Origin of the sequence: Vibrio intestinalis (genome assembly GCF_025195085.2) — a bacterium.
Classification (GTDB): domain Bacteria; phylum Pseudomonadota; class Gammaproteobacteria; order Enterobacterales; family Vibrionaceae; genus Vibrio; species Vibrio intestinalis.
The window spans coordinates 70,448-93,106 of sequence record NZ_JANAVY020000016.1 but is presented as its reverse complement, the minus strand read 5'-3'; the positions used below and the strand labels follow the sequence as shown (position 1 = coordinate 93,106).

24 protein-coding genes and 9 tRNA genes are annotated in these 22,659 nt (G+C 45.0%); 11 read left to right on the top strand and 22 right to left on the bottom strand.

The features are described 5' to 3' along the window. Positions 1-7: 7 nt before the first annotated feature. From MU515_RS16935 to MU515_RS16905, 7 genes are read right to left on the bottom strand one after another with little or no spacing between them, the layout of a single operon-like run. The gene (locus MU515_RS16935) at positions 8-1,468 is read right to left on the bottom strand and encodes an RNA polymerase factor sigma-54 (protein ID WP_260261567.1); all 1,461 of its coding nucleotides are present in this window, start codon (positions 1,466-1,468) and stop codon (positions 8-10) included. A gap of 43 nt (positions 1,469-1,511) precedes the next feature. Further along, positions 1,512-2,237 carry an LPS export ABC transporter ATP-binding protein gene (gene lptB, locus MU515_RS16930; RefSeq protein ID WP_260261566.1) on the bottom strand — a complete coding sequence of 242 codons (726 nt, stop codon included), beginning with the start codon at positions 2,235-2,237 and terminating at the stop codon, positions 1,512-1,514. Between the two features lie 2 nt (positions 2,238-2,239). Then, positions 2,240-2,737: a lipopolysaccharide transport periplasmic protein LptA gene (gene lptA, locus MU515_RS16925; protein WP_260261565.1), complete on the bottom strand. Its 498-nt coding sequence runs from the start codon at positions 2,735-2,737 to the stop codon at positions 2,240-2,242. Then, positions 2,718-3,281 (bottom strand): LPS export ABC transporter periplasmic protein LptC, encoded by a 564-nt coding sequence (lptC, locus tag MU515_RS16920; RefSeq protein ID WP_260261564.1) that lies wholly within the window; start codon positions 3,279-3,281, stop codon positions 2,718-2,720. The genes lptA and lptC overlap by 20 nt, the downstream gene beginning before the upstream one ends. Then, positions 3,278-3,835: a 3-deoxy-manno-octulosonate-8-phosphatase KdsC gene (kdsC, locus tag MU515_RS16915; RefSeq protein ID WP_260261563.1), complete on the bottom strand. Its 558-nt coding sequence runs from the start codon at positions 3,833-3,835 to the stop codon at positions 3,278-3,280. Before kdsC ends, lptC begins: the two co-directional genes overlap by 4 nt. Further along, complete coding sequence (locus MU515_RS16910; protein WP_260261562.1) at positions 3,835-4,800, bottom strand: KpsF/GutQ family sugar-phosphate isomerase; 966 nt, start codon at positions 4,798-4,800, stop codon at positions 3,835-3,837. Before MU515_RS16910 ends, kdsC begins: the two co-directional genes overlap by 1 nt. 22 nt (positions 4,801-4,822) lie before the next feature. Further along, entirely contained in the window at positions 4,823-5,794 is a 972-nt protein-coding gene (locus tag MU515_RS16905; RefSeq protein ID WP_260261561.1) for a calcium/sodium antiporter, read from the bottom strand. A gap of 234 nt (positions 5,795-6,028) precedes the next feature. Between MU515_RS16905 and mlaF the strand changes: the two genes are divergently transcribed. The 9 genes from mlaF (at position 6,029) to MU515_RS16860 (ending at position 12,606) form a co-directional block, all read left to right on the top strand. Beyond that, positions 6,029-6,823, top strand: coding sequence for a phospholipid ABC transporter ATP-binding protein MlaF (gene mlaF / locus MU515_RS16900; protein ID WP_260261560.1), 795 nt, complete (start codon positions 6,029-6,031; stop codon positions 6,821-6,823). Further along, entirely contained in the window at positions 6,823-7,614 is a 792-nt protein-coding gene (mlaE, locus tag MU515_RS16895; protein WP_260261559.1) for a lipid asymmetry maintenance ABC transporter permease subunit MlaE, read from the top strand. The genes mlaF and mlaE overlap by 1 nt, the downstream gene beginning before the upstream one ends. Positions 7,615-7,616: 2 nt before the next feature. Continuing rightward, positions 7,617-8,105 (top strand): outer membrane lipid asymmetry maintenance protein MlaD, encoded by a 489-nt coding sequence (gene mlaD, locus MU515_RS16890; RefSeq protein ID WP_260261558.1) that lies wholly within the window; start codon positions 7,617-7,619, stop codon positions 8,103-8,105. Between the two features lie 2 nt (positions 8,106-8,107). Further along, on the top strand, positions 8,108-8,746 hold the full coding sequence (locus MU515_RS16885) for an MlaC/ttg2D family ABC transporter substrate-binding protein (protein WP_260261557.1): 639 nt from the start codon (positions 8,108-8,110) through the stop codon (positions 8,744-8,746). After that, positions 8,743-9,054 (top strand): STAS domain-containing protein, encoded by a 312-nt coding sequence (locus MU515_RS16880; protein WP_260261556.1) that lies wholly within the window; start codon positions 8,743-8,745, stop codon positions 9,052-9,054. The genes MU515_RS16885 and MU515_RS16880 overlap by 4 nt, the downstream gene beginning before the upstream one ends. A 13-nt stretch (positions 9,055-9,067) precedes the next feature. Then, positions 9,068-9,322, top strand: coding sequence for a BolA family iron metabolism protein IbaG (gene ibaG / locus MU515_RS16875; RefSeq protein ID WP_260261555.1), 255 nt, complete (start codon positions 9,068-9,070; stop codon positions 9,320-9,322). Between the two features lie 9 nt (positions 9,323-9,331). After that, positions 9,332-10,597 carry a UDP-N-acetylglucosamine 1-carboxyvinyltransferase gene (gene murA / locus MU515_RS16870; RefSeq protein ID WP_260261554.1) on the top strand — a complete coding sequence of 422 codons (1,266 nt, stop codon included), beginning with the start codon at positions 9,332-9,334 and terminating at the stop codon, positions 10,595-10,597. A gap of 107 nt (positions 10,598-10,704) precedes the next feature. After that, positions 10,705-11,433: a 1-acylglycerol-3-phosphate O-acyltransferase gene (locus tag MU515_RS16865; protein WP_260261553.1), complete on the top strand. Its 729-nt coding sequence runs from the start codon at positions 10,705-10,707 to the stop codon at positions 11,431-11,433. Between the two features lie 132 nt (positions 11,434-11,565). Further along, positions 11,566-12,606: a serine hydrolase domain-containing protein gene (locus MU515_RS16860; RefSeq protein ID WP_260261552.1), complete on the top strand. Its 1,041-nt coding sequence runs from the start codon at positions 11,566-11,568 to the stop codon at positions 12,604-12,606. A 60-nt stretch (positions 12,607-12,666) separates the two neighbouring features. Here the strand turns inward: MU515_RS16860 and MU515_RS16855 are convergent. The 13 genes from MU515_RS16855 to mutY all read right to left on the bottom strand — a co-directional run bounded on the left by MU515_RS16855 (position 12,667) and on the right by mutY (position 18,756). After that, positions 12,667-12,742 (bottom strand) — tRNA-Asn (locus MU515_RS16855). A gap of 5 nt (positions 12,743-12,747) precedes the next feature. Next, positions 12,748-12,823: transfer RNA gene (locus MU515_RS16850), tRNA-Thr, on the bottom strand. 39 nt (positions 12,824-12,862) lie between these two features. Then, a tRNA-Asn gene (locus MU515_RS16845) sits at positions 12,863-12,938 on the bottom strand. Between the two features lie 40 nt (positions 12,939-12,978). Next, positions 12,979-13,054, bottom strand: a tRNA-Thr gene (locus MU515_RS16840). A 54-nt stretch (positions 13,055-13,108) separates the two neighbouring features. Next, a tRNA-Phe gene (locus MU515_RS16835) sits at positions 13,109-13,184 on the bottom strand. A 221-nt stretch (positions 13,185-13,405) separates the two neighbouring features. Further along, a complete protein-coding gene (locus MU515_RS16830; protein WP_260261551.1) occupies positions 13,406-15,031 on the bottom strand; it encodes a methyl-accepting chemotaxis protein in 1,626 nt (541 codons plus the stop codon). Positions 15,032-15,666: 635 nt separating this feature from the next. After that, positions 15,667-15,742 (bottom strand) — tRNA-Asn (locus MU515_RS16825). Positions 15,743-15,780: 38 nt separating this feature from the next. Beyond that, positions 15,781-15,856: transfer RNA gene (locus tag MU515_RS16820), tRNA-Phe, on the bottom strand. A gap of 7 nt (positions 15,857-15,863) precedes the next feature. After that, positions 15,864-15,939 (bottom strand) — tRNA-Thr (locus MU515_RS16815). Positions 15,940-15,998: 59 nt separating this feature from the next. Further along, a tRNA-Phe gene (locus tag MU515_RS16810) sits at positions 15,999-16,074 on the bottom strand. 103 nt (positions 16,075-16,177) lie between these two features. Continuing rightward, complete coding sequence (gene mltC, locus MU515_RS16805) at positions 16,178-17,314, bottom strand: membrane-bound lytic murein transglycosylase MltC (protein WP_260261550.1); 1,137 nt, start codon at positions 17,312-17,314, stop codon at positions 16,178-16,180. Positions 17,315-17,371: 57 nt separating this feature from the next. Continuing rightward, the gene (locus MU515_RS16800) at positions 17,372-17,644 is read right to left on the bottom strand and encodes an oxidative damage protection protein (protein ID WP_260261549.1); all 273 of its coding nucleotides are present in this window, start codon (positions 17,642-17,644) and stop codon (positions 17,372-17,374) included. Between the two features lie 59 nt (positions 17,645-17,703). Then, positions 17,704-18,756, bottom strand: coding sequence for an A/G-specific adenine glycosylase (gene mutY, locus MU515_RS16795; RefSeq protein ID WP_260261548.1), 1,053 nt, complete (start codon positions 18,754-18,756; stop codon positions 17,704-17,706). 173 nt (positions 18,757-18,929) lie between these two features. Here mutY and trmB point away from each other — a divergent pair, with 173 nt between their 5' ends. Beyond that, a complete protein-coding gene (trmB, locus tag MU515_RS16790) occupies positions 18,930-19,649 on the top strand; it encodes a tRNA (guanosine(46)-N7)-methyltransferase TrmB (RefSeq protein ID WP_260261547.1) in 720 nt (239 codons plus the stop codon). 122 nt (positions 19,650-19,771) lie between these two features. Beyond that, on the top strand, positions 19,772-20,692 hold the full coding sequence (gene glsB, locus MU515_RS16785) for a glutaminase B (protein WP_260261546.1): 921 nt from the start codon (positions 19,772-19,774) through the stop codon (positions 20,690-20,692). Between the two features lie 76 nt (positions 20,693-20,768). Here the strand turns inward: glsB and hemW are convergent, their stop codons facing one another. Next, on the bottom strand, positions 20,769-21,944 hold the full coding sequence (gene hemW, locus MU515_RS16780; protein WP_260261545.1) for a radical SAM family heme chaperone HemW: 1,176 nt from the start codon (positions 21,942-21,944) through the stop codon (positions 20,769-20,771). A 5-nt stretch (positions 21,945-21,949) separates the two neighbouring features. Beyond that, positions 21,950-22,546 (bottom strand): XTP/dITP diphosphatase, encoded by a 597-nt coding sequence (locus MU515_RS16775; protein ID WP_260261544.1) that lies wholly within the window; start codon positions 22,544-22,546, stop codon positions 21,950-21,952. Positions 22,547-22,659 lie beyond the last annotated feature (113 nt).

Genomic DNA, 22,659 nt, shown 5'->3' with positions numbered 1-22,659 from the left:
TGTTGCCTTAAAGCAGGCGTTTGCGCTGACTCGAAGGGGCAATGCCTAGTGACTCTCGGTATTTGGCTATTGTTCGTCTAGCTACCTGAATCCCTTGGTCAGCGAGTAGAGCTGCAATCTTGCTGTCGCTGAGTGGCTTAGCACTGTTTTCAGCAGCAACAAGCTTTTTAATTAAAGCGCGGATTGCAGTCGATGAACATTCTCCACCATTATCAGTGCTGACATGGCTAGAGAAGAAGTACTTCAATTCAAATATACCACGAGGGGTATGCATGTATTTCTGTGTGGTGACACGAGAGATGGTTGATTCATGCATATCCACCGCTAATGCGACGTCATTGAGTACCATAGGCTTCATTGCCTCTTCGCCATACTCAAAGAAATCTCGTTGATGTTCAACAATACACTTGGCAACTTTGAGCAGCGTCTCGTTTCTACTCTCTAGGCTCTTAATAAGCCATTTTGCCTCTTGCAAATTGGAGCGAATGTACTGGCTGTCTGCACTATTGCCTTTTCCGAGTGCCGCATATTGTTGATTTACTTTAAGTCTAGGAATGGAATCTGGGTTGATGGTGACCACCCATTTACCATGATCTTTAAATACAGAAACGTCAGGAATAACGTACTCTGCATGCTCCTCTGAGATACGACTACCAGGGCGAGGATCAAGCTGCTGAATCAGTTTCAACACTTCTCGTAGATCCGCTTCTTTTAGCTTGGTTTCTTTAATAATCAGTTTGTAATCACGGTTACCAAGCTGATCAATATGATCGGTTAAGATCAGTTTAGCTTCATTTAGCCAAGGTGTATCTTCAGGGAAAGTCGCAAGTTGCAGCAATAAGCAATCTTGCAAGTTGTTTGATGCGACGCCAAGCGGGTCAAACTGCTGAACGCGCTTGCGTACTGCTTCGATTTCGTCGAGTTCAATTTCTTCGTTATCAAAACTTTCAAGAATGTCTTGAGTTGATACGGTCAAATAGCCGTAGTCATCGATGGCATCGATAAGAGCCATGGCGATGGTGCGGTCTGTGTCACTAAATGGTGTGAGGTCTAATTGCCAGATGAGGTAATCTTGCAGCGACTGGGTGGTCTCACCTTGATAAATCGGTGCGTCATCATCCAGCGCAAGCCCAGTGCTGCCACTGTTGGCGCTGTAGACATCATCCCATGTGGTATCGATTTCGAGTTCAGAGCTGATTTCAGACTTTTCAATTAGCTCTGAGCTATCAGAAACTTCAGGCTCGCTAACCTCTACACTTGGCTCTTTTTCTTCGTTTACTGGTTTCTCTTCACTCACTGCGACATCTTCATTACCGTCTTCTACTTCGAGAAGAGGGTTGGAATCCAAGGCATCTTGGATCTCTTGTTGAAGATCTAACGTAGACAGTTGCAACAAACGAATTGCTTGTTGTAACTGAGGCGTCATCGCCAACTGCTGTCCTAGCTTGAGTTGTAATGAGGGTTTCATTCAGTAATACGTGCCTTTTTAAGTGCTACAGACTTTCTTTTAATCATAGACGGAATTGCTCACCGAGATAAACTTGTTTTACTTGCTCGTTATTGAGCACGTCATCTGGTGTCCCTTCTGCGATCAGGTGTCCTTGGCTAACAATGTATGCTTTTTCACACACATCCAAAGTTTCGCGAACGTTGTGGTCAGTGATTAAAACACCGAGGCCACGGTCTCTCAAATGCTCGATAATCTTCTTAATATCAATTACCGAGATTGGGTCAACGCCTGCAAATGGTTCATCCAACAGAATGAACTGTGGGTTTGCTGCTAGTGCGCGTGCAATCTCTACACGACGACGTTCACCACCTGATAGTGCCATACCCGCACTTTCGCGAATGTGCTGAATGTGGAATTCTTCTAACAAATCTTCGAGCTTGTCCTGGCGCTGTTCGCGTGTTAATTCTTCGCGAGTTTCCAGTACCGCCATGATGTTATCTTGTACAGAGAGCTTACGGAAGATAGACGCTTCTTGCGGCAAATAGCCAATACCCATACGTGAACGGCTGTGCATTGGTAAGATACTAATATCTTGGCCATCAATGCTGATGGTACCTTCATCTCGGGCTACCAAACCAACAATCATGTAAAAAGATGTGGTCTTACCCGCACCATTTGGGCCAAGTAAGCCTACTATTTGGCCAGACTCAACTTGTAAACTAACGTCTGACACTACCTTACGGTTTTTGTAGCTTTTCGCTAAATGCTCTGCTTTTAAGACTGCCATAATTACTCTTGTACCGCTTGAGGCTGTAGAACTGTCGAGACGCGGTCGCCTTTTTGTTTGCCGTCAGCAATTAGCTTTTGTGACGAGATTTTGTAACGAATTTTAGGGCCGCGAATCTCACTATCATCTTGAGACAGCATGGCTTCGTCGATCATAGTGAGCTGGTCTACACTCACTTCGTAGTAAAGCTCTTTTGCTTCGCCGTATAGAGTTTTACCGTCGTCAGTCAGCTGAGAGAAGGTAGCTAAATCACCATAGCCTTCAATTTTTTGAATTGAGCCGTCAGCTTTACTACGAGTCACAATAACTTTGTCAGCATTGATGGCAATACTGCCTTGCTTCAACTTTACATCACCAGCGAAGGTTACTTGGTTGCTTTGCATATCTAATTGCTGAGTATCAGAATAGATATGTACTGGTTGGTCTCTGTCAGTAGACAGTGCCATCGCCTGTGTTGATGCGAACAAACAAGCAATTAAACTAAGGTGTGAGAGTTTCATATCTGCCTTGTACATGTTTGTAGAGAATAGCGGTATTTTCAGCAAAGTTACCTTTCATTGCTTGGCCTACCGTCTCAAACTGAGGGCCGACTAAAGTTACTTGGTTGTCTGCCCAAAAATCACGATTATCGAGTTGGATACTCAATGTATCCGTGGATAAGGTATCAAAACCTGAGTCAGGTAATAAGTTTTTACCTAATACATTGTGATGCAGTGTAAGAACATGGTCACTATTTAACACGCCTTGCTCTGCTGTAATTTCCCATTCTTGAATTGAACCTTGCTTATAAACTTTTAGTACGGGTTTATCAAAAATGGTGTCGCCACTTTTTGCGTAGTTTTCTAGGTGAGTTGAAGTGATCACATAGCTACGCACACCGGCTTCACTGTATGAGGTGTTTTTTAAGTTGCGACCCGTAAACATGGGTAGCTCTGTATCTGGCTCAACTTGAATATCGTATGTATCGCCACTGTTGGTCAGGTAATAGGCTGACACAGCAATGACGAGCAACAATAGTAGCTGGCCAATACGCGCTAAACTCATATGCTTAAACCTTTGTGCACATCCAGTTCATTTCTTGCTTGAAGAATGAGATCGCAGACTTCACGTACAGCGCCATGACCACCACGGATAGTGGTGACGTAGTTGGCACGTTTTACCAATAGTGGATGACCATCTGCAACACACACTTTTAGTGCTACTTTTTCCATTACAGGCCAGTCAATCAGATCATCGCCAATATAGCCAGTATGTTCAGCGGCAATGTCTAGTTTGTCACAGATATCTTGGTACGCTTTTACTTTGTCATCTTGGCCTTGGTAAATCAGAGAAATACCGAGTGCTTTCATGCGGTTTTCCACGATTTTTGATTGGCGGCCAGTGATGATGGCAATTTCAATGCCTGCATTCATTAATGATTTTACGCCATAGCCGTCACGGGTGTGGAAAGTTTTTAGCTCTTCACCATCATTACCCATGTAGACAAGGCCGTCAGAAAATACGCCATCAACATCGCAAATCAGTAGCTTGATCTGTTTCGCTACGGCGAGGATTTCTGGCTCGACTTCACCATAAAGTGTTTCGATTTTCGCTGACATTACATCACTCCTGCTTTAAGTAGATCATGCATGTTAAGTGCACCGACGACTTTGTTATCTTGGCAAAGCAGTAATCCGTTAATGCTTTTCTCTTGCATTAGATTTACCCCTTCCGCTGCTAGCATATTCGGGTCAGCGACGGTTGGGTTTTTAGTCATGACATCACCAATAAGCGCGGTATGAATATCGACACGCTTATCTAGAATACGGCGTAAATCACCATCGGTAAAAATACCTTGCAGCTGGTGGTTTTCATCTACGACCGCAGTCATACCTAAGCCTTTTTGGCTGATTTCAAGCAAAGCTTCTCGGATAAGTGTATCTGAAGAAACCAAAGGCAAAGCGTCGCCAATGTGCATGATATCAGACAGCTTAAGCAGCAATTTTCTTCCCAATGCACCACCTGGATGAGACAAAGCGAAATCTTCAGCAGTAAAGCCGCGCGCTTGCATCAAGGCCATTGCTAATGCATCGCCCATCACTAAGGTTGCTGTAGTGCTTGACGTTGGCGCAAGCTGAATTGGGCAAGCTTCTTTTGGCACAGTGATTTGCAGGTGAATATCTGCCAGTTTCGCCATGTTGGATGATGGCTTGCCTGTCATACTGATGATGGTGATTTTAAGGCGTTTTAATACTGGGAAAAGCGCTAAAATTTCGTCAGATTCACCTGAGTTTGAAATCGCTAGCACGATATCACCGGGCTCAATCATACCAAGGTCGCCGTGCGCCGCTTCACCAGGGTGAACAAAAAACGCGGAAGTGCCCGTACTTGCAAGCGTTGCCGCAATCTTATTACCGATATGGCCTGATTTACCCATACCCATTACAACGACTTTGCCGTTCTCGTTGGCCAGAATAAGTTCGCAAGCACGAATAAAATCATCATTGAAGTATTGTTCTAGCTGTTGAATGGCTTGAACTTCAGTGTTTAAAACTTCTAATGCGGCAGCGCGGTAATCAAACATGGATAACTCCTGCAAAAACAGATTAAGCGGTCATATTGACGATTAGGTAGCCTTGATAGGCAATAAATAGGGTGAATAAGATGCCACCCTCAATGCGATTAATACTTCTCGACTTACCAAGGGCCATTACGACTAATAGTAGTGAGATAGCGAGCATCACCCAGAAGTCTCGTCCCATCGCGAATTCGCTAAGGAAAGATGGGTTCAAAATGCCCGGAATGCCCATTACGGCAAGGATGTTGAAAACGTTTGAGCCGATGATGTTACCAACGGCCATGTCATCTTCGCCTTTCATTACACCCGCTAGCGAGGCTGCAAGTTCTGGCAAGCTAGTGCCCACGGCAATGATGGTTAGACCGATCACCAGATCGCTCATACCTAGTTCTCTAGCAATTTCTACCGCGCTATCCACTAGTGTATCGGCAGCGATCGGTAAAACTATTAGGCCAATGACAACCCAAGCCGCGGCTTTAAGGTTGTTAACGCCTTCAGGTACTTCAGATTCTTGCTCTTCTAGTAGGGCGTCAGCTTTGTCTTTGGCTTTCTCTTTACGTGAAATGTAAAGCATGGTCAGAATGAAGGCTGCAAAAAGTACAAACAGTAAAATACCTTCATAGAAACCAAGATGGCCATCCCATAGGATAGCGCCAGCAATCAGTGTTACACCAATCATCAATGGCAGCTCTCGGCGCAACACATCTGAGCTAATTGAGAGCGGTTTAATTAGTGCGGTAATACCTAAGATTAACGCGATGTTGGCAATGTTTGAGCCCAGTACGTTACCGACAGCGGTGTCAGTTTTACCGTCTAGGGCTGCAGTTGCGGATACCATCATTTCAGGGGCTGAAGAGCCCATCGCAAGGATAGTCATGCCGATCACTAATGGGGAAATACCGAAATTGCGAGCTAAGGCCGCAGCACCAAACACCAGTTTGTCGGCGCTCCAAACAAGAAAAACAAGACCTATAACTAGAAACGCAACCGCCTCAAACATGATATTTCCTAATTGATGTATAAAGAGAACAAATTAACCGCCAATTTTGACGCGTTGAGGTTTAAAAGGGAAGCTGAACATTCAATTATTTGTCGGTCATTTTGTATTTAAAAGTGTTAATTATTAAATATGACGTTCCATAAATGCGAAGTGTATAATCGAACAGTGCTTTTAATTCTACGCTAATGTGCTTATGATTGCCCATTCTAAAAGGATTCTTATTAAGAGAAATGCATGTCATTGAATGATTTGGTCACGATCAACAATCTGACTTTCTCACGCGGCGAGCGTAAGATTTTTGATAATGTAAGTTTGCACGTACCCAAAGGCAAAGTGACGGCCATCATGGGGCCTTCAGGCATTGGTAAGACAACCTTATTACGCCTGATTGGAGGTCAAATCTTACCTGAGCAGGGAGAGGTTATCTTTGATGGCGACAACATTCCTACTCTTAGCCGCAGTAAACTCTATCAAGTGCGCAAAAAGATGAGCATGCTGTTTCAATCTGGTGCGCTTTTTACCGATCTCTCGGTATTCGATAATGTGGCCTTCCCTCTACGAGAACACACTCAATTAGATGAATCTCTAATTCGTACTTTGGTGTTGTTGAAGCTAGAAGCCGTTGGCTTACGCGGCGCAGCTCAATTAATGCCGAGTGAGCTTTCTGGTGGCATGGCAAGACGAGCGGCACTTGCTCGCGCGATTGCACTTGATCCAGAACTCATCATGTTTGATGAGCCTTTTGTCGGCCAAGACCCAATCACCATGGGCGTATTGGTCGAGTTGATTCGAAATCTTAATCAAGCACTTGGCGTAACCTCTGTGGTGGTTTCACACGATGTCCCTGAGGTGATGAGTATTGCTGATTGGGTTTACATTCTGGCCAATGGCAAAGTGATTGCCAGTGGTACGCCAGACGAGTTACGCGCAAATCCTGACCCACAAGTTCAACAGTTTTTATTAGGTGATGCGGATGGGCCTGTACCATTTCGTTATCCTGCTAGCCCAATTAGTGAGGATCTATTCTGATGATGTCGATGCTATTGGATTTTGTCGCTAGCACAGGTCGCCGCGCGATGGCGACATGCGAATCCGTTGGCCGAGCGAGTTTAATGCTGTTTGGCGCTCTTGCTGCGCGTCCGCGACCAATCAAAAACGCACCGTTACTGATCAAACAACTTTATAGTGTTGGTGTTCAATCTTTATTGATCATCGTTTTGTCCGGTCTGTTTATCGGTATGGTACTTAGCCTGCAAGGTTACGTAATACTGATTGATTTTGGCGCAGAGGGCGCATTGGGCCAAATGGTGGCGCTTTCGCTGTTGCGTGAGCTTGGCCCTGTCGTGACGGCTTTGTTGTTTGCTGGCCGTGCTGGGTCGGCTTTGACGGCTGAAATTGGCTTAATGAAAGCCACAGAGCAGCTTTCAAGTATGGAAATGATGGCGGTTGACCCACTTAAGCGGGTGATTGCTCCGCGCTTTTGGGCGGGTGTTATTTCTATGCCTTTATTGGCAATGATTTTTATGGCGGTCGGCATTTGGGGCGGCCAACTCGTTGGTGTTGATTGGAAAGGCATCGACCATGGCAGTTTTTGGTCTGCAATGCAGGCTTCGGTAGAGCTTGGCCAAGATATTGGCAACAGCTTTATCAAAAGTTTAGTGTTCGCAATTTCAGTGACTTGGATTGCGCTCTTTAATGGATACGATGCTATTCCTACTTCGGAAGGCATTAGCCGTGCGACAACTCGCACTGTTGTACACTCTTCATTGGCAGTACTTGGACTAGACTTCGTACTGACCGCATTGATGTTCGGGAACTAATCATGCAACAAACACGAAAAACAGAACTTTGGGTGGGCAGCTTTGTACTCGCGGGTATTTGCGCAGTCTTGATTATGATTTTTCAAGTCGCTGACGTAAAAGGTATTGGATCAAACGATACTTACACTTTGAGTGCCGAGTTTGACAACATTGGTAGTTTGAAGGTGCGTTCGCCGGTTAAAGTCGGTGGCGTTGTCGTTGGCCGAGTCACCAGCATTAGCCTTAACCCTGAGTCATTGTTACCTGTGGTTAAAATGGCAATCAGCAGTCAATACACTCAGTTTTCTGAGACCTCAAGTGTGCAAATACTTACTTCTGGCCTGATTGGCGAACAGTACATCGGATTAAACCCTGGCTTTGTGTTTGAAGATGAGCAAATGCTGGTGGATGGGGATTATGTTGAAGACACTAAATCAGCTCTAGTGTTAGAAGACTTAATCGGACAAGTTTTATATAGCGTAGGTGGCTCTGGTTCAGAGAGCGGAGAATAACAATGCTTAAAAAGTTAGTACTTACTTTTGTTGCGCTGCTTTTACCTATGGTAGGTAACGCGCAAGACGTAGATAGAACGCAGCCTTACCAAATGATGACTCAAGTGGCAGAGGTCGCGTTTGAGCGTCTTAAGGCGGAACAAGATTTAGTAAAGCAAGATCCTAATCATTTGAAAGTGATTGTCGAACAAGAGTTGATGCCGTACGTGAATGACAAATATGCGGCGCTTAAGCTTCTTGGTCCTAACCTCAAGGGAGCGAAGAAAGCCGACGTGGCGGAGTTCATCACTGCGTTTCGTGCATATTTGGTGAGTTCGTACGCGCAAGTATTGACTCAATATACTGATCAGCAGATTAAATTTGGCCCAGAGCCAAAGCTTGACCCTAAGAAGACGATTACCGGCATCAAAGTAGAGATCATCGATTCTCCACGTCCTAATATCCAAATCGAATTTAAACTGCGTAAGGATAAGAAAACTGGCGAATGGAAAGCGTTCGATATGATTGCTGAGGGCATCAGTCTTCTTTCTAGTAAACAATCGGAGTGGAACACTAAGCTGCGCCAAGAAGGTATTTTATCTGTGGCCAAAGAACTTGAAGGTTTAGCAGCGCAACCGATTCGATTCGAGACTAAGCAATGATTGCTCACCCTCAATGGCAACCATCTAACGACCAACAAATGGCGTTAAATGGTGTGCTGGATAGAGACTCTGTGCCGAGCTTATGGACTGCGCTAAAACAGTGGCAGCCCTCGCAAAGCCAGCTGGAAATCAGTCTTGAGCATGTTTCTCGTGTAGATTCTGCCGGAATGGTGATGCTGATTCACCTATTAGAGCATGCAAAAAAACAAAACTGTCATATAATGCTCAGCTTCGTGCCGCAGCAGCTGGAGACCTTATTCCAGTTAAGTAACGTGAATACGTATGTTGCTGAGCATATAAAGAATTAGTTAGAGGTAAATTGTGGATAGCGCAAAAGTACAACAGATTTTAAACGACGCACTAAACCTAGAAGAGATACACGTAAAAGGCGAGGGTAGCCATTACGAAGTGATCGCTGTTGATGCTAGTTTCGAGGGAATGAGCCGCGTTAAGAAACAACAACTTATCTATGCACCATTAATGGAGTATATCCAGAGAAATGACATCCATGCTGTTTCAATCAAGGCGTTCACGCCGGAAGATTGGGCGCGCGACAAAAAGTTGATGTCTCTGTAAGGTTTTAGAATGGAAAAATTTAGAGTAACAGGTTCCAAGCAGCCGTTGGTTGGTGAGGTTACCATTTCTGGTGCGAAGAATGCCGCACTGCCTATTTTATTCGCCTCTATTTTGGCGGAAGACGCAGTAGAAGTAGCAAATGTGCCACATCTGCGTGATATTGATACGACAATTGAATTACTTAAGCGTTTGGGCGCGAAAGTAGAGCGTAATGGCTCTGTTCACGTTGACCCTAGCAGCATTAATGAGTTCTGCGCTCCGTACGATCTTGTAAAGACCATGCGTGCATCGATTTGGGCACTTGGCCCGCTAGTCGCACGTTTCGGTGAAGGCCAAGTATCTCTGCCTGGTGGCTGTGCTATCGGCGCTCGTCCAGTTGATTTACATATTCACGGCCTAGAGCAGCTAGGCGCAACTATCACACTAGAAGATGGTTATGTAAAAGCGAAAGTAGATGGTCGCCTGAAAGGTGCTCACATCGTAATGGATAAAGTGAGTGTTGGTGCAACTATCACAGTGATGTGCGCAGCAACATTAGCCGAAGGCAAAACCGTACTAGACAATGCCGCGCGTGAGCCTGAAATTGTCGATACTGCAGACTTCCTAAACGCACTGGGCGCGAAAGTGTCAGGTGCAGGTACTGATACCATCACGATTGAAGGTGTGGAGCGTCTTGGTGGCGGTAAACACTCTGTAGTGGCAGACCGCATCGAAACGGGTACATTCCTTGTAGCAGCAGCGGTGTCTGGCGGTAAAGTAGTATGTCGCAATACAAGCGCACATCTGCTTGAAGCGGTATTAGCGAAGCTAGAAGAAGCTGGTGCGAAAGTTGAATCTGGTGATGATTGGATTTCTGTCGATATGACTGACCGCGAACTAAAAGCGGTAACAGTGCGTACGGCACCTCATCCGGGTTTCCCTACAGACATGCAAGCGCAGTTCACGCTACTTAACCTAATGGCGAAAGGTGGTGGTGTTATTACTGAAACTATCTTCGAAAACCGTTTCATGCATGTACCTGAATTGATGCGTATGGGCGCGAAAGCTGAGATCGAAGGCAACACAGTGATCTGTGGTGATGTCGATTCTCTAAGCGGCGCACAAGTGATGGCAACCGATCTGCGCGCTTCAGCAAGTTTGGTTATCGCTGGCTGCATTGCCGAAGGCGAAACTATTGTTGACCGTATCTACCACATCGACCGTGGTTACGACAAAATTGAAGATAAGCTAACGGCACTTGGTGCGAAAATTGAACGTTTTCGCGACGATAGCTAATTTAAGCTAACATATGTAAGCCGAAACTAAGGTTTCGGCTTTTTTATGGCTTGAAGATACGTTAGATTATGAGCCATTACTCTACCCATTGTTCTTGGAGAGCATGAATGATTGCACTGTTACGTGTTTTTGCAGTCGCACTTTTTGCGATTGTTATGTTTGTTTTTGGATGCGGTTACTGCTTACTGAGCCCACGTAATCCAAAGCACGTATTCACCTTTGGTCGCCTATTCGGCAAGATGTCTCGTGTATTTGGCATCAAACTCGAACTGCGTTTGCCAGAAGACGCTTACCAACGAGGTCAGCATGTTTACATTGCTAACCACCAAAATAACTGGGATATGTTTACGGTATCTTCAGCAGTGACGCCTAAAGTAGTGACTGTGGGCAAAAAGAGCCTAGCTTGGATGCCATTGTTTGGTCAGCTTTACTGGCTTACGGGTAACATTCTGATTGACCGTGCTAATCGCAGCAAAGCGGTAGGTACAATCGATCAAGTGGTCAACAACATGAAAAACAGCGATGTGTCAGTGTGGATGTTCCCTGAAGGTACGCGCTCTCGTGGCCGTGGTTTACTGCCATTTAAGACAGGCGCTTTTCATGCTGCAATTGGCGCTGAAGTGAATGTGGTGCCAATTGTGTGTAGCTCCACTGATGGCATTAATTTAAACCGTTGGAATAACGGCCATGTGATTGTCGAGATGCTGCCTCCAGTGAGCACAGAGGGCTACAAGAAAGAGAATGTTCGTCAGTTAGCGCAAGAGTGCCGTGAGCAAATGGAAGCGAAACTGAATGAGTTGAATGAAGAAGTGAAGCAGTTGAACAAAGCGAGTTAACTTCTTATTGAACTGAATATCCAATAAAGCGTGCGCTTGGTCGCACGCTTTTTTTATGCCTGTAGAAGCACGCTGTATTCCCTCACGAAATTTGATTTATTAGTTTTATAAATCTCGGAGGGAGCAAAATAAATGAGGCTCGTATGTGTTCTGGCGCTGCTTTTAGTTGGATGCGGGCAGCCAGAGGTTGATGTTGTGGTAGGGAAGGAGGACTTCGCCTCAATTGTTGAGAGAGTGGAAAGTGGTAAAGCCAATAACATCCACTCACTGATGGTTTGGCAGCAGGGCGAAAAGGTCTTTGAGCTGCATAGACAAGGCGGAGGTATGATTGGCACTCGAACTGCGCCTAATATCCCTGTTGGGCCTGACGAACTGCATAACCAACACTCCATCACTAAATCATTCGTTGCCACGTTGATCTTTATGGCGGTTGATGAAGGCAAGCTAACCAGTCTCGATGTGCCCATTTTTAGTTTATTCCCTGAATACCAAGCAGATGATAGAGATCAGAAACTGCAAATTACCATTCGTGATGTTCTGAATATGTCTACTGGATACGCATTAGATGAGCTTGCGACATCTTATGCTTCGGGGGCTGGTAACCCGTTCATGTACCACTATTATGCGAAAGATTTAAAAGCTCAGTTTCTTGAGACAAAACTCGCTTTTATACCTGGAACTCGATTTGCCTACAGTGGCTTATCTACCGTTGGGTTATCAAAAGTTATCGAGCAGCTGTATCAAGAGCCATTTACCAAGGTCATGAAGCGTAAGATATTTGTACCGTTAGGCATTGAAGACTATCAGTGGGAAACGAATCAGGGTAGCGGAGAAGCTGGTGCGGACTGGGGGTTGAGATTAACGCCAGAAGATATGGGTAAGTTTGGCGAGCTGTGGCTGAATAAAGGTGAATACCAAGGAAAAAAACTGCTTGGTGAGCAATGGTTTAGGCAATTACAACAAAGTAAGTTCTACAGCTATACCTTTGGTTATGGTTTGCATTTCTGGCAAGTACCGTTAGTAGATGGCGCTGTATCAGCTGTTGGGATAGGGGAGCAATACATTATGATGTTGCCCTCTAAAAAAGCCGTTATAGTGGCTACAGGAGGCAATTACGACATGCCTCAAAGCCCAACCTATACCACGTTAGTTGAATTGACCAAGTTACTGTAATTTCTCTGGATGCTAGAAACGAAAAAAGCCAAATCTTTCGATTTGGCTTTTTTCTTAATATGGCTCCCCCTGCGGGACTCGAACCTGCGACATACGGATTAACAGTCCGCCGTTCTACCAACTGAACTAAGGGGGAAAAGATGGTGCCGACTACCGGAATCGAACTGGTGACCTACTGATTACAAGTCAGTTGCTCTACCTACTGAGCTAAGTCGGCGCCGTTTTAATTAACTAGTGTAGACTAGCTAATTGAAAGTGGCTCCCCCTGCGGGACTCGAACCTGCGACATACGGATTAACAGTCCGCCGTTCTACCAACTGAACTAAGGGGGAATTATCTTTTCTTGTATAAAGACCGTTCTTAAGTAAAGAATGGTGCCGACTACCGGAATCGAACTGGTGACCTACTGATTACAAGTCAGTTGCTCTACCTACTGAGCTAAGTCGGCGTTCTTTATACTATTACTCGTGATGTCTTAACAGCACCAGCAATTAATAAATTGTGGTGCCCGGAGGCGGAATCGAACCACCGACACGAGGATTTTCAATCCTCTGCTCTACCGACTGAGCTATCCGGGCGACGAGGTGTATTAAACGGTTTTTCGCTTTTGAGGTCAACATTAAATTGCAAAAAAAATATCGTTTGTTGCTTTTCTATACTTAATGGGCTGTTTTTGTTCATTTGCCAATGTTGAAGTACCGACAATCAGCGAAAAATGAAAGTTAAATGATAGGGTTTATCGGTTAAGGACATAAAAAAAGCACGCTAAAAAGCGTGCTTTTACTATTTAAGTTATCGATTACTGCTTAACAGTAAACTTACTTACCCAATTTTCAAGTTCGTTAGCCAATTGCGCAAGGCTTTGAGTGCTGTTATGACTCTCTGTCACAACGCTACTTAGCTGAGTACCACTCTCTTCAATCATGTTGATGCGTTTCGAAATATCATCACCAACTTGCGTTTGTTCTGCGGCTGCAGTGGCAATCTGATGGCTCATTTCGGTAATCGATTCTAGAGCTACGACGATTTGCTGCAGAGCTTCAGACGCATTTTGTGATTCTTCAACGGTGCTTTGGCTTGTTTCCGCACAAACCTCCATAGTTTGAATCGCATTGCGAGAACCTTCTTGCAGGTTAGTGATCATCTGTTGAATTTCTTTGGTGCTTGATTGAGTTCGACCTGCAAGGTTACGAACTTCATCTGCAACAACGGCAAAACCACGGCCTTGTTCACCAGCACGTGCCGCTTCAATCGCAGCGTTCAGTGCTAGAAGGTTAGTTTGCTCGGCAATATCACCGATAACATCAAGTACTTTAACTATGTTGTTTACGTCATTGTCTAAGTCAGCCACTGCTTGGCTTGCAGTACCTAGCTGCCCCGCTAAACCTTGAATATTATCAACCGTGTTATGGATAAGCTGCTGCGTGTGTTGGCTCTGCTTGTCCGCTTCTTCGGTGTTGCGTGCCGTGTCGCTTGCTGAGTCTGCCACGTTGTTGGCTGATGAAGCCATTTCCGTCATTGCTGTTGCAATCATTTCTGTTGATTGCTGTTGCGTGCCTGTTAGATGCGAGATGCTCGCAGCACGCTCTTCAACATGAGAAAGCTCACTACGCAAAGCGACCATTGAACCATCTAAGTTCTTCACTAGCTGCGCAAGCGATAGACTCATGTTCTGCACGGCTTCGTAGATGCTGCCTTTCGGTGCTTTGTGTTCGAATGATGCTTGAATATCACCATTAGCCACTGCTTGTACTGCTTTGCGAACATCTTGAGGCTCACCACCAAGTAGGGCTAGCATCTTACGAATTGAGATAATTAGAGATGCAAGAATAGCTGCTGCAATCACTAGACATAGAGCAAGCTGCCACTGAGCGGTTGACCAGAAACGTGCATTCACTTCGTTGAAGCCGATGCCTGTACCTACTACCCAACCCCAATGAGGTGTTTTTTCTGCGATGGAAAGCTTTTCTTCGATAGAGCCGTCAGGCAGTTTCTGCGTCCATGTATACTCAACAATTTTGCCAGTACTGTTACCAAGAACATCAATGATGAGCTGACCAACACTGTTACCATCGCCATCTTTAAAGTCATGGAAGCTAGTGCCATGCAATTGAGGGTCCAGTGGAGTCGCCACGAACATCATGTTTTCATCGGCAACATAAACGTATTCGTTGTCTTTGTAGATGTTGTTACGAAGCAGGCGAGTTGCCAGTGTCTTCGCTTCATCTTCTTCTAGTGTGCCTTCAACAGCCATCTTCTCAACTTCAGTTAGAATGCTGTATGCACTTTTGAATAGCTCAGTTACACGAGCTTTGTTGTCGAGATCGCTTGCTACGCGAAGTGTCCATAGGCCAGTTGCTGTCAGAGCTAAAAGGGCGACCAAAATGATGGCTGACAGAATATAGGCTTGAGTTTTTAATTTCATATACCCTCACGATTTTGCTTACCAGGTAAGGACTCATATTGGCAGAAGCATCCACTTCATCTGCTTGAGTCACTTTCTCTGAGTTATTTATTGCACAATTATTACGTTAGGACTGAACTCGGTATAGCAACATTCAGTCAAAATATGACCTGGATTAAATTTTTGTTGCGAAATAATTAAAGAGAACGATTGCTTATCACTTGATACTCTAGAGTTAATTTCAAATGTGAGAGCTACGTTTGAAATTAAGTGTCGATCTTGTTTGGTTTTTTTCGTTTGTTGCGAATTATCTCCTATAAAACGGAATCGTTATTTCTATTAATAGATAAGTAATAATGTAAGCGAGTTGATAGGGTGGTTATTGAATAGGGATCACACAATCAAAGTTTGCGTGGCTAAATTCTGTGCATGTTGGTTTTTGGAGAGAAATAAGCACAATTTGCTTTGTTAGAGGTAATTAGCGAGCACGGAGATTAGAGGGCTCAAATCTTTAAAGCAAGAAGCAATAAGCAAGAAGTAAGAAGCAATAAGCAATGTAGTGGGGATGTTTGGTTGGAAGTGTCTATTTGGAAGCTGCTAGTGATGACTGCAGATACGAAAAAGGCCAAATCTTTCGATTTGGCCTTTCTCTAATATGGCTCCCCCTGCGGGACTCGAACCTGCGACATACGGATTAACAGTCCGCCGTTCTACCAACTGAACTAAGGGGGAATTATTTGTGTCATCTCATTGAGATAAGCACCAAATAATGGTGCCTCGAGGCGGAATCGAACCACCGACACGAGGATTTTCAATCCTCTGCTCTACCGACTGAGCTATCGAGGCAAAAGAATGGTGCCGACTACCGGAATCGAACTGGTGACCTACTGATTACAAGTCAGTTGCTCTACCTACTGAGCTAAGTCGGCACACTGTATTCTTTGTGCAAATTGCTGATGATGTTTAAGCACCAACAATTATCAAATTGTGGTGCCCGGAGGCGGAATCGAACCACCGACACGAGGATTTTCAATCCTCTGCTCTACCGACTGAGCTATCCGGGCGACGGAGCGCTATTAAACGGATTTTCCGCTCCCCCGTCAACTGCTTTTTTTAAATAATTTCAAAAAAGTGTGTGTTTGCTTGGTTTTTATCCAAAACTTAGGCTTAAGTTTTACCAGCGTTAAAATCCTTTTTGAATTTTGTAACTTTTTCCAAGTATCTGCGTGCTTCGGCGTTGGGGTGTTTTTTAGTTAGCGCCCAATAAACTTGATTTGGTTGCAGTGAGTTGAGATCTCTCATTGCTCGTTTGCGGTCATTACGATTAAAGGTGTTTAACACGCCGCCGGTTCCACCGTTATACGCTGAGATCATGCTGTATTCTAACGACAGAGGATGATCGACATCTTTCAGGTAGCGATTTTTCAAAATATAGAAATACGCAGTGCCCGTATCGATGTTGTTTTCTGGGTTGAACAAATATTCAGGGCTAGGTTGTCCAGAACGCTTCTTCACTAATTTGAATACGTCTTTACCCGCAGTTTTAGGCACTACTTGCATCAAGCCATAGGCATTGGCCCAGCTTACCGCGTAGGGGTTGAAACTACTCTCGGTTTTAATGATGGCGTAAATCAAATCTTCTGGAATGTTGTACTTACGAGAAGCTCGGCGAACGATGTCGGCGTATTTGTAACTGCGGATTTCCACTTGGTTTTCAACCATTGGAATTTCCACGTAATACGCTTTTTTGAAATCAACATCTTTCACTTTTAGATGATTGGCAATGAGGTAGTCCGCAAAACGGTTCGCGCGCCAAGACCATTGAATCGCCTTTTGATCTTGGTCTACCACTTGCTGGTAGAGAAAAGGACGGCCTTCGAGTTTGATGCTTTTGGATGAAAAAAGGTCAACATTGGCAGGATCATCAGGGGTTAGCAATGTCGTTATGATCGCGTTTTTTAGATGAACTTTGGGTTCGGTAGGGGAAACGGTTTCGACAATGATGGTGCCTTTGGCGAAGTTTACTTCCGAGCGGCTTAGATAATTGTCTATGTATTTCACATAGTTACTTTTACCAGCAACTTTAATCTCATTTCGGCCCCAACGTTTTTGAATGTTGCCGTTAAAACTGTTGATCAAGGCATCGAGTGCGGCTGTGTCTTTTTGAAATTGTCCCGGGAGCTGGGCGAGGTTCTTGGCGAAACGGTTGGTCGGCTCGTAGTCGACTTCATAAATACTTTCGATGAATTCACGGCTGCAACCGACTAACAGCAAGGCTGTTAAACAAAACGCGAGTTTTTTCATGGGCGTCCTAACTGCAAAAATGGCACTGCATCCTATGCAGTGCCATTCTAATTCGACTTATTCACTTGGTGGCGTGTAGCCTTCGATGTGTACGTCTTTACCTTCAAATAAGAAGTTAACCATTTCAGTTTCCAGTAACTTACGGTGTTCTGGGTCCATCATGTTTAGCTGCTTCTCATTGATCAGCATGGTTTGTTTGTGTTGCCACTGAGCCCATGCTTCTTTTGAAATGTTATCGAAAATACGTTTGCCTAGATCGCCAGGGTAAAGTTGAAAGTCTAAACCTTCAGCGTCTTTCTGTAGTCGAGCACAAAATACAGTGCGGCTCATAATGGTTTCCTTTTATTGATACCAAACTAGATTTTTGTCTTGATAAATCTAGGGTATGACTAACGAAGTTCATACGGCAAGCTTTCAAGTAATTGTTTTACAGGTGCAGCTAAGCCGACTTCTTCAGGTTGAGATAAGTTATACCAAAGACCTTTGTCTGCTTCCATTACCACATCCGGCTGCTTTGACATGTTCACCAAAATTGGTGTGATATCGAGGTGATAATGGCTAAAGGTATGGCGAAAGGCGATCAATTGTCTTTGGTCTATGATGTCTTTGCTTGCAATTGAGCGGCGGTCTAGCTCGTGATGAATGGCATCACTGCTACTTTCTGGGAAGCAAAATAGCCCGCCCCATATGCCTGATTGTGGGCGCTGCTCTAGCCAAATTTGGCCATCACAGTGCAGCATGACAAACCAAGTTTGCTTCACTGGCTTCTCTTTTTTCGGTTTTTTCCCCGGATAATCGAGTTGATTGCCTTGTTTTTGCGCGACACAAAACGACTCCACAGGGCATAGGGTGCATTTCGGTTTACTGCGAGTGCAGACCATTGCACCCATATCCATCATAGCTTGGTTGTACTTGTCGGTATCACTGCTCGGCGTGTTTTCTTCCGCGTAGTGCCAAAGTTGGTTTTCCACTTTCTTTTGCCCCGGCCAGCCTTCTACAGCAAAGCTGCGCGCCAATGTGCGCTTTACGTTGCCATCAAGAATCGCGTGAGGCTTTTTGTAGACTGATGAAAGCACCGCTGCCGCAGTCGAGCGGCCGATGCCGGGTAGGGCATTTAGCTGTTCAATATCGGTAGGAAAATCGCCATTGTATTCCTGAGCCACGATTTTGGCGGCTTTGTGCAGGTTACGCGCCCTTGCGTAGTAGCCAAGCCCGGTCCATAGGTGCAGGACTTCATCTTGCTCTGCGTTGGCAAGGTCTTTCACGCTTGGGAATCGCTCAAGGAAGCGTTGGTAATAAGGGATCACGGTTGCCACTTGAGTTTGTTGCAACATAATCTCTGAAAGCCAAACACTGTAGGCGGTTTTGTCTTGTTGCCAAGGTAGGTTCTTTCTACCGTAAGCGTCATACCAAGTTAAAATGGCTTGGGCAAAAGGGGTCACGACGAGCTCGATATAGTGTAATTGTATTATTGGGCTAAAATTGCACCATAGAATTGTGGTTAAGTACAACCTATAAAGTGTACGGTTTTAGCGATAAAAACTTGCACCCTTGGCAATTCTTTGGATAATCACAATCCCTTTGAGTCGAGACCAATTTTTAAACAGGCAAAATCATGAGTGAAGTGACCACAAACGAATACAATGAAGACGGCAAACTGATTCGCAAAGTACGCAGCTTTGTGCGTCGTGAAGGTCGTTTAACCAAAGGTCAAGAAAACGCGATGAAAGAGTGTTGGCCGACCATGGGTATTGATTACCAAGAAAAGCTTCTAGATTGGAAAGAAGTATTCGGTAACGACAACCCTGTGGTACTAGAAATTGGTTTCGGTATGGGCGCATCTTTGGTTGAAATGGCAAAGAATGCTCCTGAGAAAAACTTCATCGGTATTGAAGTGCATAGCCCAGGTGTTGGTGCTTGTTTATCAGATGCTCGTGATGCAGGTGTGACTAACCTACGTGTTATGTGCCACGATGCGGTAGAAGTGTTTGCTAATATGATTCCGGATAGCAGCCTAGCAACGCTACAATTGTTCTTCCCTGACCCATGGCACAAGAAGCGCCACCACAAGCGCCGTATTGTTCAGCTTGATTTCGCTGAGATGGTTCGCCAAAAGCTTCAAGTTGAAGATGGTATTTTCCACATGGCGACTGACTGGGAAAACTACGCCGAGCATATGATTGAAGTGATGACGGCGGCTCCTGGTTACGCCAATATTGCGGTTGATGGCGATTACGTACCTCGTCCAGAAGAGCGCCCATTAACTAAGTTTGAAGCGCGTGGCCATCGTCTCGGCCATGGCGTGTGGGATATTAAGTTTAAGCGCATCGCTTAATCTCACGGTTTTAAAGGGAAATCCCTTTTATAATTGACTAAAAGCCAACATGAAAATGTTGGCTTTTTGCCCCCTAAAGCAAGCCGTTTTAGGCAAAGACAATAATAATCGATAGGTCACACATGAAACCAACACAAGCAATCTTGGCTGATATCTTACAAGAAGTTCGCCCTTTGATTGGTCAGGGTAAGGTCGCTGACTATATTCCTGCGCTAGCAAAAGTTTCGAACCAAAAACTGGCGATCGCGGTGTATACCAATCACGGTGAAGTGATCAAAGCCGGTGACGCGGAAGAAGGCTTTTCGGTGCAGTCGATCTCTAAGGCGCTCAGTCTTACATTAGCGATGTCTTTGTATAAACCGGAAGAAATTTGGTCTCGCGTGGGTAAAGAGCCATCTGGCCAAGCGTTTAACTCGATGATTCAGCTTGAGATGGAGCAGGGTATTCCTCGCAACCCATTTATCAATGCGGGTGCTATCGTTGTTGCTGACTTATTGCATAGCCGTCTGTCAGCCCCTAGGCAGCGTCTGTTGGAGTTTGTGCGCCAATTGTCGGGTGATACTCACATTACTTACGACAAGGTGGTAGCAGCCTCTGAGATGCTGCATAGCGACCGCAATGCAGCGATTGCGTATCTGATGCGCTCGTTTGGCAACTTTGAAAATGACGTGATCCCAGTATTGAACAATTACTTCCACGCTTGTGCACTTAAGATGAGCTGTGTGGATTTGGCTAAGACATTCAGCTATTTGGCCAATAAAGGCGTATCGGTACAAACAGGTAAGCAGATCATTACTCCGACCCAAACCAAGCAGTTGAATGCTTTGCTCGCGACATGTGGCTTATATGATGGTGCGGGTGAGTTTGCTTATCGGGTGGGTATGCCGGGTAAATCAGGTGTCGGCGGCGGTATTATTGCCGTTGTTCCGGGAGAAATGACCATTGCGGTTTGGTCGCCAGAGCTAGACCCATCAGGTAACTCGTTGGCGGGTACTAAGGCGTTAGAGCTGCTTTCAGAGCGCATTGGGCGTTCTATTTTCTAGCCTTTAGTTTCTAGTCATCAATGAATTTGCAGCCTTGTGCGCTGCAAATTCATATTTTTATGATGACGTTTTCTATCTACTCTTCTTCTGCCATGAAGGCTTCTAGCAAATCATTGAGGAACAGTTTTCCTTTTTCTGTGATTTGCCAATGAGTGTCACTTTCACTTAAGTATTGCTTACCTAATGCCCAATCTATAGTGGGTTGAATCGCTTTTAGCGGTAGCCCTGTCGTATCTATGAAATCTTGTTTTGGGCACGCCTCCAGTAATCTAAAGCGGTTCATAAAGAACTCAAATGGCCTATCTTCATTTGCCACTTCAAACTCATCACTGATGTAAGGTTTCACCATATTTTGGTAAGCGGCTAAGTAGCCTCTCGGGTGTTTTACTTTGGTGGTACGAATAATGCGCCCATCGCTAAAGCTGAGTTTACCGTGAGAGCCACAGCCTATGCCTAGGTAATCACCAAAGCGCCAGTAGTTGAGGTTGTGTTGGCATTGATAACCCGGTTTGCTGTAGCCAGAGATTTCATATTGCACGTAACCCGCAGCGCTCAGTTTTTGGTGGCCTTGTTCAAAAATGTCCCACAAATCATCGTCGTCTGGCAGAGTCGGCGGTTTGTAGTAGAACATGGTATTAGGCTCAATAGTTAATTGATACCAAGATAGATGCGGCGGATTGAGCTCGATCGCTTTATCTAAATCAACGAGCGCTTGCTCAATACTTTGATCCGGAAGGCCATGCATTAGATCGAGGTTAAAGCTGTTTAAGCCTATTTGATGGGCTAGATGAGCGGCATTGATTGCTTCTTGAGGGCCGTGAATTCGCCCTAGCTTCTCAAGTTTTGATTGCTCAAAACTTTGCACTCCTAGCGAGATACGGTTTACCCCGACCGCTTGGTAGCCAGTGAAGCGCTCGGCTTCTACCGTGCCTGGGTTGGCCTCCATGGTGATTTCAATATCATCTTTAAACGGGATTCGCTGTTCAATACCCGTTAAAAGGCGGCCAATTCCTTCTGCAGTGATAAGGCTTGGTGTGCCACCACCGATAAAAATCGAGTGCAACGCTCTCGGTGCGTCATTTAATCGATACTTCTCTATATCGGTATCAAGATCTTCTAATAGTGCATCGATATATTGATCTTCAGGGATCTCAGCTTTTAGTGCATGTGAGTTGAAATCACAATACGGGCACTTTTGTACACACCATGGGATGTGTACATATAAGCTAAGTGCTGGTGGAGATAAGCGCATAGAGTTTACTGTTGCTCTGATAGGGTTGCGAACAGCTGTTTGAGCGCTTTGCCGCGGTGAGACAGTTGCTTCTTACGTGCTGGCGCTAATTCTGCTGATGCACAATTATCTTCTGGGACAAAGAATACTGGATCGTAACCAAAGCCGTTGTCACCTTGAGCTTCGGTAAGAATTTGGCCCTCCCATTTGCCGTGGCAAACAATTGGTGTTGGGTCGTTTTCATGACGCATTAGTACCAGTACACAATGAAAGCGTGCAGTGCGTTGCTCTTGCGGCACGCCTTTCATCGCATCAAGCAGTTTTTCTAAATTCTGTTGGTCACTTGCGTTTTCACCAGCGTAGCGCGCTGAGTAAATGCCCGGAGCGCCATTAAGAAAATCCACTTCCAATCCAGAGTCATCTGCAATTGCTGCTAGGCCTGTTTCTTTGGCTGCGTGACGAGCTTTGATGATGGCATTTTCGATAAAGGTTGTACCGGTTTCAGCGACTTCTGATACGTTGAATTCGCTTTGTGCTAATACTTCAAAACCGAAATCTGACAGTAGATCTGCCATTTCTTTTACTTTGCCTTGGTTGCCTGTCGCAAGAACGATTTTGCTCATCAGTAGCCTCGTTTAATTTCAATGAAAATGAATTGGGGTGAACTTTAAATGGCCTTTACCATGAATGCTAGTTTTTGCTGCAGACTATTTACAGGTTACTTAGCGACAAATAG